The sequence below is a fragment of the Pigmentiphaga sp. NML030171 genome (genome assembly GCF_002188635.1).
In the GTDB taxonomy this organism is placed as follows: Bacteria; Pseudomonadota; Gammaproteobacteria; order Burkholderiales; family Burkholderiaceae_B; genus Pigmentiphaga; species Pigmentiphaga daeguensis.
Genome location: NZ_NINX01000025.1, coordinates 1 through 14125, shown reverse-complemented (window position 1 = coordinate 14125; position 14125 = coordinate 1). Strand labels below are relative to the sequence as shown.

Annotated in this window: 14 protein-coding genes and 1 pseudogene; 7 read left to right on the top strand and 8 right to left on the bottom strand. The window is 67.8% G+C overall.

Annotated features, from left to right (window positions below; genetic code table 11):
* Positions 1–81 precede the first annotated feature (81 nt).
* A complete protein-coding gene (locus tag CDO46_RS07935) occupies positions 82–1773 on the top strand; it encodes an FAD-dependent oxidoreductase (RefSeq protein WP_087838005.1) in 1692 nt (563 codons plus the stop codon).
* 125 nt (positions 1774–1898) lie between these two features.
* Here the strand turns inward: CDO46_RS07935 and CDO46_RS07930 are convergent, their stop codons facing one another.
* Positions 1899–2120 carry a hypothetical protein gene (locus CDO46_RS07930; RefSeq protein ID WP_087838004.1) on the bottom strand — a complete coding sequence of 74 codons (222 nt, stop codon included), beginning with the start codon at positions 2118–2120 and terminating at the stop codon, positions 1899–1901.
* Positions 2117–2320: pseudogene (locus CDO46_RS07925) on the bottom strand (DUF2188 domain-containing protein); the annotation flags it as partial. The pseudogene CDO46_RS07925 and the gene CDO46_RS07930, both read right to left, overlap by 4 nt.
* A 119-nt stretch (positions 2321–2439) precedes the next feature.
* Here CDO46_RS07925 and CDO46_RS07920 point away from each other — a divergent pair.
* Both CDO46_RS07920 and CDO46_RS07915 read left to right on the top strand, forming a co-directional pair.
* Positions 2440–3507 carry an ImmA/IrrE family metallo-endopeptidase gene (locus tag CDO46_RS07920; RefSeq protein ID WP_087838003.1) on the top strand — a complete coding sequence of 356 codons (1068 nt, stop codon included), beginning with the start codon at positions 2440–2442 and terminating at the stop codon, positions 3505–3507.
* 6 nt (positions 3508–3513) lie between these two features.
* The gene (locus tag CDO46_RS07915; RefSeq protein ID WP_087838002.1) at positions 3514–4008 is read left to right on the top strand and encodes a hypothetical protein; all 495 of its coding nucleotides are present in this window, start codon (positions 3514–3516) and stop codon (positions 4006–4008) included.
* Between the two features lie 25 nt (positions 4009–4033).
* Here CDO46_RS07915 and glmS read toward each other — a convergent pair whose 3' ends face one another.
* The gene (gene glmS, locus CDO46_RS07910) at positions 4034–5866 is read right to left on the bottom strand and encodes a glutamine--fructose-6-phosphate transaminase (isomerizing) (protein WP_087838001.1); all 1833 of its coding nucleotides are present in this window, start codon (positions 5864–5866) and stop codon (positions 4034–4036) included.
* Between the two features lie 169 nt (positions 5867–6035).
* Between glmS and CDO46_RS07905 the strand changes: the two genes are divergently transcribed.
* Complete coding sequence (locus CDO46_RS07905; RefSeq protein WP_087838000.1) at positions 6036–6506, top strand: Lrp/AsnC family transcriptional regulator; 471 nt, start codon at positions 6036–6038, stop codon at positions 6504–6506.
* 3 nt (positions 6507–6509) lie between these two features.
* Here CDO46_RS07905 and glmU read toward each other — a convergent pair whose 3' ends face one another.
* Positions 6510–7889, bottom strand: a complete 1380-nt coding sequence (gene glmU / locus CDO46_RS07900) for a bifunctional UDP-N-acetylglucosamine diphosphorylase/glucosamine-1-phosphate N-acetyltransferase GlmU (protein ID WP_087837999.1) — start codon at positions 7887–7889, stop codon at positions 6510–6512.
* Positions 7890–7956: 67 nt separating this feature from the next.
* On the opposite strand from glmU, the gene CDO46_RS07895 reads away from it, so the two are divergent.
* Positions 7957–8823 (top strand): DUF6279 family lipoprotein, encoded by an 867-nt coding sequence (locus tag CDO46_RS07895; RefSeq protein WP_132979544.1) that lies wholly within the window; start codon positions 7957–7959, stop codon positions 8821–8823.
* A gap of 13 nt (positions 8824–8836) precedes the next feature.
* Here the strand turns inward: CDO46_RS07895 and CDO46_RS07890 are convergent, their stop codons facing one another.
* The 4 genes from CDO46_RS07890 to CDO46_RS07875 all read right to left on the bottom strand — a co-directional run bounded on the left by CDO46_RS07890 (position 8837) and on the right by CDO46_RS07875 (position 12481).
* Positions 8837–9466 (bottom strand): glutathione peroxidase, encoded by a 630-nt coding sequence (locus CDO46_RS07890; RefSeq protein ID WP_087837997.1) that lies wholly within the window; start codon positions 9464–9466, stop codon positions 8837–8839.
* A 25-nt stretch (positions 9467–9491) separates the two neighbouring features.
* Positions 9492–10679: an FIST N-terminal domain-containing protein gene (locus tag CDO46_RS07885; RefSeq protein WP_087837996.1), complete on the bottom strand. Its 1188-nt coding sequence runs from the start codon at positions 10677–10679 to the stop codon at positions 9492–9494.
* A 79-nt stretch (positions 10680–10758) separates the two neighbouring features.
* Positions 10759–11466, bottom strand: a complete 708-nt coding sequence (locus CDO46_RS07880) for a PhaM family polyhydroxyalkanoate granule multifunctional regulatory protein (protein WP_087837995.1) — start codon at positions 11464–11466, stop codon at positions 10759–10761.
* Positions 11467–11491: 25 nt separating this feature from the next.
* The gene (locus CDO46_RS07875; RefSeq protein WP_087837994.1) at positions 11492–12481 is read right to left on the bottom strand and encodes a fumarylacetoacetate hydrolase family protein; all 990 of its coding nucleotides are present in this window, start codon (positions 12479–12481) and stop codon (positions 11492–11494) included.
* A gap of 167 nt (positions 12482–12648) precedes the next feature.
* On the opposite strand from CDO46_RS07875, the gene CDO46_RS07870 reads away from it, so the two are divergent.
* Positions 12649–13383: a DUF3108 domain-containing protein gene (locus CDO46_RS07870; RefSeq protein ID WP_087837993.1), complete on the top strand. Its 735-nt coding sequence runs from the start codon at positions 12649–12651 to the stop codon at positions 13381–13383.
* Between the two features lie 107 nt (positions 13384–13490).
* A partial coding sequence (locus tag CDO46_RS07865; RefSeq protein ID WP_176400681.1) for an enoyl-CoA hydratase-related protein occupies positions 13491–14125 on the top strand: 635 nt, incomplete at its 3' end.

Here is a 14125-nt window from a genome sequence, read left to right as displayed (position 1 = left end):
TCGAATCGGATTGTGCGGGGCCATTTGCTTTGGTAACCTAAATAAATATCGAACCGGGCCGCCCGGAAAAGGAAACATACGATGCTTGACGACGCACAGTCTACTGTCGGGGGCCTGGACCGGCTCGACGTCGACGTGCTGGTCGCCGGGGGCGGGCCGTGCGGGCTGATGCTGGCGAACGAGCTCGGGCCGCGCGGCGTGCGCTGCCTGGTCGTGGACGCCAAGCCGGGCACCGCCTTCAATCCGCAGGCCAACGCCACCCAGGCGCGAACCATGGAGCACTTCCGCCGGCTGGGCTTCGCGCACGAGATCCGGGCGCTGGGCTTGCCTGCCGACCATCCCACGGACATCGCGTACTTCACGCGCTACGCGGGCCACGAGCTCGCGCGCATCAAGCTGCCCACGGCCGCCCAGGCCGCAGTACGGATCAAGACCATGACGGGTTCCTGGAGCGCCGCCGAACTGCCGCACCGCGTGTCGCAGAAATTCGTCGAGGCGGCGCTGCGGCGGCATGCCCAGGCCTGGCCGTCGATCGACCTGCGCTACGGGTGGGCCTTGAAGGAATTCCGCGAGGAGGACGATGGCATCGTCGCGCGAGTGCAGCCCGTGAAGGGCGGCGACCCCGTGGAGGTGAAGGCGAGGTTCCTGGTGGGCGCCGACGGCGCGCGCAGTTTCGTCAGGGGACAACTGGGCATTGAGTGGGGCGGCGTGACGGGCATCCAGCGCGAGTTCATGGGCGGCAAGATGTTCGCCATCTACCTGCGCTCGCCCGAACTCCTGTCCAGGCTGCCCCATGCCAAGGCCTGGATGTACGTCGCGGTCAACCACCAGCGGCGCGCCTTCATGGCGTCGGTGGACGGCGTGGCCGAATTCGCCTTCCATGCCGCGGTCCACCCCGGAGAGACCCCGGAAAGCTGGACCGAGGCCGATGCCCGCCGCATCTTCGCCGAAGCCGTGGGAGCGGACGTGCCGATGGAGATCCTGTCCATGGGCACCTGGCTGGCCGGGCACGCGCTGGTCGCCCGGCGCTTTCGCCGCGGCCGTGCGTTCATCGCCGGCGACGCGGCACATCTGTTTACGCCCACCGGCGGCCTGGGCTACAACACGGCGGTCGAGGATGCCGTGAACCTGGCGTGGAAGCTCGCCAGCGTGCTGAAGGGACAGGCGCCGCCGGCGCTGCTGGACAGCTACGAGGCCGAGCGCAGGCCGCTGGCCGAGCGGAATACCGGCTTTGCCAGGCGCTTCGCCGATTCGGTGGGGCTGTTCCAGGCCAGGGCCGTGCTGGAAGCGGATACGCCGCAGGGCGAGGCCGAACGCATGGCGGCCGCGCGCCACCTGGACGAGCATGCGCGGCTGGAGTTCAACATTCCCGGCGTCACGTTCGGGGGGCGCTACGACGGCTCGCCCATCATCGTGGGCGACGGCGTGCCGCCGCCGCCGGACGAACCCAACCAGTACGTCCCCACCGCCAGTCCCGGCGGCCGGCCACCGCACATGTGGCTGGAGGACGGCCGTTCGCTGTTCGACCTGTTCCACCGCGAATGGACGCTGCTGGTGCTGGGCGAGGACGAGGCGCCGCACACGGGTTTCGAGATCGCCGCGCGGGAGCTGGCCATCGACCTGAAGCCCCTCCGCTTGGCGTCGCCGGCGCTGCGCGCGTTGTACGAAGCGCCGCTGGCCCTCATCCGGCCCGACCAGATCGTCGCCTGGCGGGGCGCAAACGCCGGCGAAGCGCGCGCCGTGCTTGCGCGAGTAACCGGCCGCCAGGCTTAACCCCGCACCAACGGCCCTTTCAGGAGGCCGAGCGGCGTGGCGTCGAGGACCACCGCAAATGGGGCGCGATAGCGGCCAGGGCGAAACTGCAGCTCGATTGAGGAATGAGCGCAGGGTCTATTCCTTTAGTCCTTGAAGGTGGCCTGGGCCGCCTTGATGGCGGCTTCGGAGCCCTGGAAGTTAACGGCCTTAATGGTTCCGTTTGGCGTACGCTCGAACTTCACTGTCACGCCGCCATGGGGCGCCGCCGCTCGCCGTGCCCTTTGGGTAATGTTTTTCTCAATCTCCGCCATTGCCGCTCGCATGAGGTCATCCGTGCTCGGCATCTTGATATCGAACTTGATCATTTGTTGTCCTTCGGCGGGCAGGGGTCGTTGCCGTAAGAGTCGCGAGCACGGATGCGCCCGTTCTGGCCGTGGATCAGCAGTTCGCCCTGGCCTTGGCGCGCCATTTGTCGACCGGTTTCGATCGCTTGGGCCTGTGTGTCGAACACCTGGGTTGCGCGTTGCCCGCCTTCGCGTAGCGCGCCCCAGCCATTATCGCGCTGGACGACATGAACGTTTTCCGGTTGGCCATCACGAACCTCCGTTTCGGAGAAGTTGACTTAGATGAGTTTACAAACGACAATATTAATAGTCAAGTTGTAAACAATGGCGCGGAGAAATCATGATCGGAAACCGACTCAAGAGGGCGCGCGAGGCCCTCGGGTTGTCGCTGCGCGAACTGGAAGCCGCTATTCAACGGCAGGTCTCGGCTCAGGCCATCGGCAAGTACGAACGCGATGAGATGATGCCGAGTTCAACGATCTTGCTGGCGATGGCCAAAGCCCTGCAGGTCTCGCCCGAGTACCTGCTGAGCGAGCGCGAAATCGAACTGACGGGCGTGGACTTCCGGAAAGCGCCCCATGCAGGCGCCAAGGAGGAGCGTGCCGTGGAAGCTACTGTGTTGGATCAGGTCGAGCGGTACCTGGAGCTGGAAGAGTTGCTACCCGGTGTGGAGCAACCCTGGGATGCTCCCGACGATCAAGCATTTCAAATTGGCCGCATCGAGGACGCCGAGCGGGCGGCCGAGGTATTGCGCCGGCTCTGGAAGCTTGGCATTGACCCCATCCCGTTCATGTCGGAGTTGCTCGAGGACAAGGGCATCAAAGTGATCGCTTTGGAATTGCCGGAGAACGTGTCCGGCTCCAAGGCATTCGTGCGACGCCCCGACAGTCAGGATGTGCCGGTGATCGTGGTGAACCAGCGGCACAATGGGGAGCGGCAGCGATTCACGCTCGCTCATGAGCTCGCTCACTTGGTGTTGCGCTTTAGCGGGCTCAGCGATGCGGAACAGGAAAAGGCCGCGGATCGGTTCGCCGGCGCCTTCCTGATGGCCAAGGACATGGTGCTTCGGCTGTTGGGATCGCATCGAACGTCCATTTCCATCGGCGAACTGGTTGAATTAAAGAAGCTGTTCAAGGTTAGCATCGCATCACTGGTTGTGCGATGCGCGCAATTGGAAATCGTCACCAAGGCGGTCTATGGGCGCTTGTGGGCTCAGATCAAAGACCTGGGCTGGAATAGCCAAGCTTCCAGTGAGCCAGGCGCGCTGAAGGCGGAAGTGCCGCAGCGGATGGAGCGCCTATGCTTGCGAGCTGTCGCCGAAGGCGCCATATCGGAAGCTCGGGCGGCCGAGTTGCTGTGCATCAGCGTTCGTGAGTTGGATCGTAGATTGATGGGGCAGCCTGCCTGACCCACCATGATCATCCTGGTTTCTGACACATCCGTCTTGGTCGACTTGGAGAGGGGTGGGCTACTTGAGCAAGCGTTTTCATGTGGCTTGACGATGGTGGTGCCAGACCTGCTTTACGTTCGCGAGCTGGAGCCCGAAAATGGCCCCTTGCTGCGCAGGCTGGGCTTGGGGGTCGTGGCCTTGAGTCCGGATGAGGTCGAGTTCGCGCAGCAGATCCGAAAGCAACGTCCGGGCTTGTCCCTGCCGGACTGTTTCGCGCTGAGTTGTGCGCGACGCCAGGGCCATGCCCTTGTTTCTGGCGATAAACTCTTACGGACAGAGGCCCAAGCACGCCATTGCATCGTCTATGGATTGCTGTGGATGCTGGATCAGATGGAGGCGTCGGGGAACGTTGACTCCTCGATGCTCCATGAAGGACTCTCGCGCATCTGGAACCACCCGCGCAAACGGCTGCCGAAGGGGGAGGTACTGAGACGGCTGGAGTGCTGGGCGCCGCGCTGACGGCAACGCCCAGAGCCGACTGGCATCACTCCACCGTCACGCTCTTGGCCAGGTTGCGCGGCTTGTCCACGTCGGTGCCGCGCGCGCAGGCCGTGTGATAGGCCAGCAATTGCATCGGCACCACGTGCAGGATGGGCGAGAGCCAGCCGTAGTGCTCGGGCATGCGGATCACGTGCACGCCGGTTTCCGAGCGGATGTTGCTGCCCGCGTCGGCGAACACGTACAGGTGGCCGCCGCGCGCGCGCACTTCCTGCATGTTCGATTGCAGCTTCTTGAGCAGGGCGTCCTGCGGCGCCACGGTGATCACGGGCATCTGGTCGGTGACCAGGGCCAGCGGGCCGTGCTTGAGCTCGCCGGCGGGATAGGCCTCGGCGTGGATGTAGCTGATTTCCTTGAGCTTGAGCGCGCCTTCGAGCGCGATCGGATAGTGCATGCCGCGGCCCAGGAACAGCGCGTTTTCCTTGCGCACGAACTCCTCGGCCCACGAGATGATCTGCGGCTCCAGGGCCAGCACGGCCTGGATGGCGACCGGCAGGTGGCGCAGCGAGCGGATGTGGTCCGCTTCCTGTTCCTCGGACAGGCGGCCCTTGTTCTTGGCCAGCGCCAGCGTCAGCAGGAACAGCCCGACGAGCTGGGTGGTGAAGGCCTTGGTGGACGCGACGCCGATCTCCACGCCCGCGCGGGTCAGGAAGTTCAGCGTGCATTCGCGCACCATGGCGCTGGTGGCCACGTTGCAGATGGTCAGGGTGTGCTTCATGCCCTGCTGCTGCGCATGCTTGAGCGCGGCCAGGGTGTCGGCGGTCTCGCCCGATTGCGAGATGGTGACGACCAGGCTGCGCGGATTGGGCACGCTGGTGCGGTAGCGGTACTCGCTGGCGATCTCGACGGCGACGGGCACCTGCGCGATGGCTTCGATCCAGTACTTGGCGGTCAGGCCGGCGTAGTAGCTGGTGCCGCAAGCCAGGATCAGCACCGAGTCGATCTGGTCGAAGACGCTGGCGGCGGTATCGCCGAACAGCTCGGGCGTGACGGTCTCGATGTCCTGCAGGGTATCGCCGATGGCGCGCGGCTGCTCGAAGATTTCCTTCTGCATGTAGTGCCGGTAGGGGCCGAGGTCGGCCGCGGCGGTGTGCGCGACCACGGCGCGGGCCGGACGCTCGACCGGCTGGCCGTTCTCGTCGATGATCCAGACGCGCGCGAGCTGCAGGTCGACGACGTCGCCGTCTTCCAGGTAGATGATGTTGCTGGTGGTGCCGGTCAGGGCCAGGGCGTCGGAAGCCAGGAAGTTCTCGTTTTCGCCCAGGCCGACGATGAGCGGCGAGCCGTGGCGGGCGCCGACCACGCGGTGCGGTTCGTCGCGGCAGAAGGCGGCGATGGCGTAGGCACCCTGCAGGCGCTTGACCGTCTGCTGCATGGCGGCGAACAGGTCGCCGTCGTACAGGTGGTTGAGCAGGTGGGCGATGACCTCGGTGTCGGTCTGGCTTTCGAACTCGTAGCCGTAGCCTTGCAGTTCGGCGCGCAGTTCCTCGTAGTTCTCGATGATGCCGTTGTGCACCAGCGCGACGCGGCTGCGGCCGTTGCGGTCGGCCGAGAAGTGCGGGTGCGCGTTGTTGGTGGCGGGGGCGCCATGGGTGGCCCAGCGGGTGTGGGCGATGCCGGTGAAGCCGGTCACCTTTTCCCCGGCGATCAGCGACTCGAGCTCGGCCACGCGCGAGGTGCTGCGGGTACGCCGCAGTTCGCCCTCGAGATGGACCGCCACGCCGCAGGAATCATAGCCGCGGTACTCCAGGCGCTTCAGGCCTTCGATCAGAACGGGAACGATGTCGCGTTGGGCGACGGCGCCGACGATGCCACACATGGTACTGGTGTCCTTGATGAACGGGTTCGGCGCAATTCTGGTCTTTTCGGGAAGAAATGTAATTACTATTTTTAGGTATTTTTTTGTGAAAATTTCTCCGCCACGGGTAGAAGAATTTTTATTAAAAAAATACCATAATAGTTATTGAAAATTTCACTTCAGTCCGCCCATGACCCTGACCGTGGACCTCGACGACGTCGATCGGCGCATTCTGTCGGTTTTGCAGAACGACGCCACGCTGACCAACCAGGAACTGGCCGCGCGCGTGCACGTGTCGGCGCCGACCTGCCTGCGCCGCGTCCGGCGCCTGGTCGAGCAGGGGGTGATCGAGAAACAGGTGGCCATCGTCTCGCCCGAGAAGGTGGGCGCCGGCCTGACCGGCATCGTCGAGATCACGCTGGACGTGCAGGCGGCCGAGCGCCTGGCCGAATTCGAGGCCGCCATGGCGCGCGAGGCCGCCGTGACCCAGTGCTACCGGGTCTCGACGGGGCCGGACTTCGTGCTGGTGGTGCAGGTGCCCGACATGGCCGCCTATCACGCGCTGGCGCACCGGGCATTCACGGCACAGGGCAATGTGCGCAACGTCCGCACGTTTTTTTCGGTGCACCGGAGCAAGTTCGATACGCGGGTGGCGATCTGAGGCTTATTTTTTGACCGGCCGCTTCCAGCCTTCCACCGTCGCCTGCGGCGCCCGCGAGAGCGTGAGCCTGTCAGCGGGCGCATCCTTGGTCAGCGTGGTGCCGGCGCCCAGCGTGGCGCCACGGCCCACCGTGACGGGCGCGACCAGTTGGGTATCCGAGCCGATGAAGACGTCGTCCTCGATCACGGTGCGCGACTTGTTGACGCCGTCGTAGTTGCAGGTGATGGTGCCGGCGCCGATGTTCACCCGCGCGCCCACGGTCGCGTCGCCGACGTAGCTGAGGTGGTTGGCCTTGGAACCGGTGTCGAAGCTGCTGTTCTTGATCTCGACGAAGTTGCCCACGTGCGTCTGGTCGCCCAGCTGTGTGCCGGGGCGTAGCCGCGCGTAGGGGCCGATGCGGGCGTCGGCGCCCACGGTGGCGCCGTCCAGGTGGCTGAAGGCCGCCACGCGGGTGCCCGCGCCGACGCGCACGTCGCGCAGCACGCAATTCGGGCCGACCGACACGCCATCGGCCAGTTCGACGTTGCCCTCGAAGACGCAGCCCACGTCGATGAAGACGTCGCGGCCGCAGCGGAGGTTGCCGCGCACGTCGAAGCGGGCCGGGTCGGCCAGCGTGACGCCTGCTTCCAGCTGGCGCTCGGCCTGGGCGCGCTGGTAGATGCGTTCCAGCTCGGCCTGCTGCACGCGGCTGTTCACGCCCAGTGTTTCCCAGTCGTGGTCGGGGGCGGCGGACAGCACGGGCACGCCGTCGGCCACCGCCATCGCGATGATGTCGGTCAGGTAGTATTCGCCCTGGGCGTTGTCGTTCTTGAGCGCGGCCAGCCAGCGCTTGAGCGCGGCGGTGGGCGCGGCCAGGATGCCGGTGTTGACTTCGCGTATGGCGCGTTCCTCGGGCGAGGCGTCCTTGTGTTCGACCACCCGGTCGATGGAGCCGGCGCCGTTGCGCACGATGCGGCCATAGCCGGTGGCGTCGTCCAGTTCCACCGTCAGCACGGCCACGGCGCCGGGCTTCGAGGCCTGGGCGTCCAGCAGCCGTTTCAGGGTGTCGCTGTTCACCAGCGGCACGTCGCCGTACAGGACCAGGGTGACGTCGCCGGGGCCGTCGCTGCCGGCCAGTTCGGGTACCGCTTGTTGCACGGCGTGCCCCGTGCCCAGCTGGGGTTGTTGTAAAACGAATCCGAGGTCCGTGTCCTGCTCGTAATGGCGCTTGACCGTGTCGGCGCCATGGCCGACCACCAGGACGATGCGGGAGGGGTCCAGCGCCCGGGCGGCGCCGAGCACGTGGGTCAGCATGGGACGGCCCGCCAGCCCGTGGAGCACCTTGGGCAGGTCGGACTTCATGCGCTTGCCCATGCCGGCGGCCAGGATCACGATGTTGAGCATTTGCAGCACTACTCCGGTTGGAGATGGGTGAAAGCGTGGCAGTTTAAGGCAGCTTCGAGACGAACATATGATCAGAAGTGTATTGATCGTTGTCATCCTGGGCCTGGTGGCCGCCTGCAGCGGCGTGAAGCTGGGCTACAACAGCGCGGACAAGGTTTTGGCCTGGCGCATGGACGACTGGTTCGACCTGTCGGATGGCCTGCGCCAGCCGGCCCGCGACCGCCTGCACCGGGTGCTGGCCTGGCACCGGCGCGAGGAATTGCCGCGCTACGCCGATATTCTGCGCTCGGCCGAACGCAGGCTGGTAGACCCGGCGCCGCTCAGCGCGTCCGAACTGCTGGCTTTGCAACAACAGGTGACGGGCCGCCTGCAGGTGCTGGGCGGCCGGGTGGCCGACGAGTTCGCCGAGGTACTGGTCCAGTTCGGTCCCGCGCAGCGCCGCCGCCTGCTGGCGCGGCTGGCCGAGAACAACGACGAGTTCCGCGAAGACTATGTGGATGCCGATGCGGACGCCGTGCGCAAGCGCCGCATCGACCAGATGGTGGACCGCTATCAATTCTGGCTGGGGCGGCTGTCCCCCGAACAGCGCGCCCATCTCGAGCAATGGGTGGACGCGCGCGGCGCGGACGCGGCCTGGCGCCTGTCGCTGCGGCAGGACCGGCAACGGATATTCGTCGGTATCGTGGACGAGGCGGTCCGCAGCAAGTCGCCGCCGCAGACGGCCTCGCGTCTGCGGGCATTCTTCTCGGACCTGGAGACGCCGGCCGCGGCGCCGGTGCGGGCACGCCATGAAGACGGTGAACGGGCGCGCGCGCAGTTGACGGCCGATCTCTTCAACATGGCCACGCCGGCCCAGCGCGACAAGGCGCGCGAGCGGCTGCGCCGGCTGGCGGAGGATTGCCTGGCGCTGGCCGCGCAGGGCGCGGCGTCGTAGCGGTCTGGCGCGGTCAGCCCGCCAGCAGTTTCTCGATCTCGCGGGTCATGCGCGCGTCAGTGGGCTCGACCGCGCTGGGGAAGGCGGCCACGGGCTTGCCGTCGCGGCCCACGAGGTATTTGTGGAAGTTCCACTTGGGCTGCTGGCCGGTCGCCTTGGCCAGCGTGGCGAACAGCGGGTTGGCATCCTTGCCCGATACCACCGACTTCGAGAAGATCGGGAACTTGACGCCGTAGGTGTTGAAGCACAGGTCGGCGATCTGTTCCTTGGAGCCGGTCTCCTGGGCGAAGTCGTTGGACGGGAAGGCCAGCACCACCAGCCCGCGGTCGCGGTACTTGGCGTAGACGCGCTCCAGTCCTTCGTACTGGTAGGTATAGCCGCAATAGCTCGCGGTGTTGACCACCAGGAGCACCTTGCCGCGGTACTGGCACAGGTTCTGCGGCGATTCGTCCTGCAGCCTGGGGAAGGTCACGTCCAGCAGGGCGGGGCAGGCGCCGGCGGCTGCGGCAGGGGTGTCGGCCCGGGCGGCGCGGGGCATGGCGGCCAGGGCCGCTGCCGCCAGCAGCGCGGTGGCCAGCACGATGGCGGCACGGCGCAGCGGATGCGGCGCGGCGGCCGCGTGATGGGGGTGGGATGGCTTCATGATGCGGCTCCCGGCGGGTGCGCCGTCAGAGGAAGACGGCCAGTACGCCCGCATACCAATATAGCCGGTCTTTGAAGATCTCGCCGTTGGCATACAGGCCGATCAGCGGCAGGTCGCCCAGTTGCTGCTGGACCAGTTGCATCTCGGCCGACGGGCCGCCGAACAGGGTGCCGGTGCGGCCCAGGCAGGAGATGTACAGCGCGCCGCGCACGCGCTCCATGCCGCCGTGCTCGGACTCGATCTGTTCGCGCAGCGAGGTGCATGCCCGGATCAGGTCGGCCTGCGCGGCCGCCCGGTCCCGGCGGCAGAACACGACATGGTCGGCCTCGTCCAGGTCGGAACCCAGGGCCAGCGCGCGCTCGTGCGGATCGACGCCGATCAGCGGCCGCACCTGGTAATCGCCGTGCATGAAGGCGTCGCCGCTGCCCATGCCGACGAAGGTGCCTTGCAGCATCTGCACCGCCGCCGGCATGGTCGGGGCGCCGGCCGGCGTGGCGCGCCGCTGCAACATGTCCGGCGCGCCCATGTCCCGCAGCAGCACGTCCAGCGCGGGCACGCCGTCCAGGCGGTTGAGCCGGCGGCCCGCTGACTCGGTAACGCGATGGACCGGTCCGATGGGCTGGCAGCTCTGGCTGACCCGGCTGGCGACGGCGACATTCTCGGACAGCACCACGCCCGACAGGCCGCCGGACAGCACGCTGTCAGCGATGGTGGTTTGCGGGTGGCGGCTGCTGGAGACACCGCCGAAGACGGTCGCCCCGGCCAGCTTGCCGCGCATGTCATGGACCAGGTCGGCCAGGTCGGGCGTGGCGGCGTCGGCATGGACCAGCGCGGTCCAGGCGGCGCGGCGGCCGTCGGGCGTGCGCGCCAGCCGCTCGGGCGGCGGGGTGGCGCCCGAGAAGACCTGGAAGTCGTCGGGAGCGAAATCCGCCAGCATCAGCGCGATGGCGGGTTCGTCGATGTATTCGGCGGTGCCGGCCGCGATGCCCACCCCTATCGCGCCGATCCAGTGCGTCACGCCGGTGCGTTCGCGCAGGAAGGCCAGGATGTCGGCGGCCTCGGCGGCGTGGTGGTCGGTCAGGTACAGGAAGCCGAGCGTCGCGCCGGCGCCCGCGCCGACCCGGCTGGCCCGTTCGATCTGCGCCAGGCACAGCGACGCCGACATGCGCCAGTCGGGGTGCGTGGCGTGGGCCCAGGGGAACTGCGAACTCATGGCGCCGCCCCGCGGTTGCCGCGCGGCGCCCTGCCCGTGGCGGGGCGGGTGCCTGTCGCGTTCGGCCGGGCGGTCCCGGTCATGGCCGGGCCTTGGGCTTGCGGGCCCGGGACGCCGTGCCGGTGCGCTTGGCCGCGGGTTTGGCCGCGGCGGCGGCCTGTCCCTTGTCCGCCTTGGTTCCGGCAGCGGGAGGCGTAGGCATGGACGCGGCCGCGGCGGTCGCCATGCGATTGAACTGGTCCTGCAGCATGTTCCACCAGGGGTTCGCGGCGGACGGATTCGCGGCGGGCGCCTCGGCGGACTTGGCCGAGGCCTGCTGTGCCTGGTCCCCGGCCTTCGGGGCCGCGTCGGGCTTGTCCTGGCCGGCGGGCTTCGCGGCGGGTTTGGCCGGCGCGGGCCGCAGTCCCAGCGCGACTTCCAGCGGCGAAGGCGGCGCGTCGGCGTCGCCCCCGCCGTATGCCTCGCTGGCGGTCTGCGCGAACGAGCGCAGGGTGGAGATGGTGGCGCGCTGCACTTCCAGGCCCTGTATGGTTCCGCGCAGCATGGTCAGGTTCAGGTTCAGCCAGTTTTCGACGGCGCGCAGGTCGTTGATGCGGCGGTCCAGGTCGTCCAGGCCCATAGCGGGCGAGATCGGCGCCGTCTGCGGCAAGGCGCCCAGGCTGCCCCAGACCTGGCGCAGCATTTCCATGCTTTGCAGCACCGGGTTGGCGATGTTGCCGTCGCTGCCGGGAAGCTGCAGGCCCGGGATGCCGAAAGGGTTGCCGGAACCGGCGGTATGGGAGGCCATGTCGGTTTCCTCGCTGGGAAAGGCGCTACTGCTGCTCGGGCGCGGCGACGACCTGGTCGATGGCGCCGAACAGGCTGGCGCCCGTTTCGTCGAACATCTCGATGCGTATAGTGTCGCCGAATTTCATGAACTCGGTGGTGGCCGAACCGTCGGCGATGACTTCCAGGCACCGCTTCTCGGCGATGCAGGCGTAGCCGACCGACGCATCCTTGTTCGAAATGGTGCCCGAGCCCACGATGCTGCCCGCGCGGCAGTTGCGCGTCTTGCAGATGTGCGAGATCAGGCGCGGGAAGCTGAACACCATGTCGGTGCCCGCATGCGGCCGGCCGACGACCTTGCCGTTCCAGGTCACCGTGAGCGGCAGGTGCACCATGCCGTCGCGCCAGGCGGCGCCCAGCTCGTCGGGCGTGATGGCCACGGGCGAGAAGGCGGTGGCCGGCTTGCTCTGGAAGAAGCCGAAGCCCTTGGCCAGTTCGTTGGGAATCAGGTTGCGCAGCGAGACGTCGTTGGCCAGCATGATGAGCCGGATGGCGTCCGCCGCCTCGGCGGGCGTGGCGCCCATGGCGACGTCGCCGGTGATGACCGCCACCTCGCCTTCGAAGTCGATGCCGAAGGCTTCCGCGCCGCAGACGATGTCGTCGGTGGGGCCCAGGAAATCGTCGCTGCCGCCCTGGTACATCAGCGGGTCCGTCCAGAACGTCTCGGGCATCTCGGCGTTGCGCGCCTTGCGCACCAGCTCGACGTGATTGACGTAGGCCGAGCCGTCGGCCCACTGGAAGGCCCGTGGCAGGGGGGCCGCGCATTGCTCGGCCGAGAATTCGAACGGCCGCACGGCGCGTCCGGCGTTCAAGGCGTCGTACAGGTCCTGCAGCTGCGGCGCGATGAAATTCCAGTCGTCCAGCGCGCGTTGCAGCGTGGGCGCGATCTCGGTGGCGAAATGGGCGGTGCGCAGGTCGCGGGAAACGACGATCAATTGGCCGTCGCGCGAGCCGTCGCGATAGGAAGCGAGTTTCATGGCTGCCTGGAAGGAATGCGATGGGGGGACAAGATGCCGAACAGTAACACGAGGCGGACAGGGGCCGCGGCAGTCCGGTAGCAGTCGCTAACAGCCTGGCCGCGCGGGTCCAGTACGATAGAGGCATCACCGTATCGAGGGCCGCGCGAACGCGGCCCGGACTCGCCATGCCTTTCGTCTTTCGTCCCTCTCGCCGACATTTCGCCCGCGCCTGCGCGGCCCTGGCGTTGGCCGCCGCCGCGCCCGCGCTGCATGCGGCCGAACGCTATTCGCCGCCCGCCTCGGCCGTCTTGACCTACAAGCTGAACGCCTCCGCCAAGGGCTTCAAGATCAACGTCGACAGCACGCTGGAATGGCAGCGCAACGGCAGCGACTACCGGCTGGTGAACCGCGGCAGCTTCCTGTTCTTCAGCTTCGTCTGGGAAAGCACCGGCAAGGTCGGCGACGACGGCCTGCAGCCCGTGCGCTACCAGGAGACGCGCAACAAGCGCGTCAAGACGGCCGAGTTCGACGCCGCCGCGGGCCGCCTGCGCCTGCCCAGCGGCAACGAGGAACCGCTCAAGCCCGGCACGCAGGACCGCATGTCGGTGCTGCTGCAACTGGCCTCGCTCGGCCGCGCCGACAGCGGCGCCTTCGCCGACGGCAAGGTCGTGCCCTTTCGCGTCGCCGGTTCGAGCCAGTCGGACAACTGGCGCTTCCGGGTGGTGGGCCGCGACAAGCTGTCCACGCCCATGGGCAGCATCGAGGCGGTGCACCTGAAGCGCGAGCGCGACCACGACGATGGCCAGAAGATCGAGGTCTGGCTGTCGCCCGCGCATGACTGGCTGCCGGTGCGGGTGCTGTCGAACGAAGCCGACGGTGACTTCCTGGACCAGGTGGTGCAGAAGATCGAGCGGTCCTAGCCCCCGGGCTGCGTTGCTCGCGCAGCAACGCATTGTTCCGCCCACGGTGATTGTCCACCCCGGTAGCGCCCGCGAGAATGGGCGCCTGGTATTTCCCGGGTGGTTCCGTGTCTTCTTCCTTCGTTTCTTCCGTGCTGCGGGACGGCATCGCCATCCTGTGGATCGATCATCCTCCGGTCAACGCCATCGGAGCGGACGTGCGTGCCGCCCTGGCCGAGGCGCTGGCCGGCATCGAGCATGACCGGGCCCTGCGCGGCGTGGTCGTGGCCGGCACGGGCCGTATGTTCTCGGGCGGCGGCGACCTGCGCGAGGTCGGCCGGCCCGATGCGTCCGGCACGGTCCGCATGGCCGACCTGGCGCGGCGCATCGAGACTTTCCCCAAGCCCGTCGTGGCCGCGGTGCGCGGCAAGTGCATAGGCGGCGGCACGCTGCTGTCGCTGGCCTGCCATGCGCGAGTCGGCGCCGACGACGCGCTGCTGATGCTGCCCGAGCTGAACCTGGGCCTGGTGCCGGGCGCCGGCGGGACTCAGCGCCTGCCGCGCCTGGTGGGCCTGGAGGCCGCCCTGGACATGGTGACGCGGGCCCGGGGCGTGGACGCCGCGGCCGCGCTGGCCCAGGGGCTGCTGGACGAGGTGGCCGACGATCCGGTGGCCGCCGCCGTGCGCCGCGCGAGCGACATCGCGTCGGGCCGCCTGCCGTGGCGGCGCACCGCCGAGCTGGCCGTTCCTGACGGCGCGCAGGC

What these genes read in the sequence shown, in the direction of transcription:
- CDO46_RS07885 (WP_087837996.1), bottom strand. Translation starts at nt 10,679, where the DNA reads ATGAGTTCGCAGTTCCCCTGGGCCCACGCCACGCACCCCGACTGGCGC.
- CDO46_RS07930 (WP_087838004.1), bottom strand. Translation starts at nt 2,120, where the DNA reads ATGATCAAGTTCGATATCAAGATGCCGAGCACGGATGACCTCATGCGA.
- CDO46_RS07915 (WP_087838002.1), top strand. Translation starts at nt 3,514, where the DNA reads ATGATCATCCTGGTTTCTGACACATCCGTCTTGGTCGACTTGGAGAGG.
- CDO46_RS07870 (WP_087837993.1), top strand. Translation starts at nt 12,649, where the DNA reads ATGCCTTTCGTCTTTCGTCCCTCTCGCCGACATTTCGCCCGCGCCTGC.
- CDO46_RS07935 (WP_087838005.1), top strand. Translation starts at nt 82, where the DNA reads ATGCTTGACGACGCACAGTCTACTGTCGGGGGCCTGGACCGGCTCGAC.
- CDO46_RS07895 (WP_132979544.1), top strand. Translation starts at nt 7,957, where the DNA reads ATGATCAGAAGTGTATTGATCGTTGTCATCCTGGGCCTGGTGGCCGCC.
- glmS (WP_087838001.1), bottom strand. Translation starts at nt 5,866, where the DNA reads ATGTGTGGCATCGTCGGCGCCGTCGCCCAACGCGACATCGTTCCCGTT.
- CDO46_RS07880 (WP_087837995.1), bottom strand. Translation starts at nt 11,466, where the DNA reads ATGGCCTCCCATACCGCCGGTTCCGGCAACCCTTTCGGCATCCCGGGC.
- CDO46_RS07875 (WP_087837994.1), bottom strand. Translation starts at nt 12,481, where the DNA reads ATGAAACTCGCTTCCTATCGCGACGGCTCGCGCGACGGCCAATTGATC.
- glmU (WP_087837999.1), bottom strand. Translation starts at nt 7,889, where the DNA reads ATGCTCAACATCGTGATCCTGGCCGCCGGCATGGGCAAGCGCATGAAG.
- CDO46_RS07905 (WP_087838000.1), top strand. Translation starts at nt 6,036, where the DNA reads ATGACCCTGACCGTGGACCTCGACGACGTCGATCGGCGCATTCTGTCG.
- CDO46_RS07920 (WP_087838003.1), top strand. Translation starts at nt 2,440, where the DNA reads ATGATCGGAAACCGACTCAAGAGGGCGCGCGAGGCCCTCGGGTTGTCG.
- CDO46_RS07890 (WP_087837997.1), bottom strand. Translation starts at nt 9,466, where the DNA reads ATGAAGCCATCCCACCCCCATCACGCGGCCGCCGCGCCGCATCCGCTG.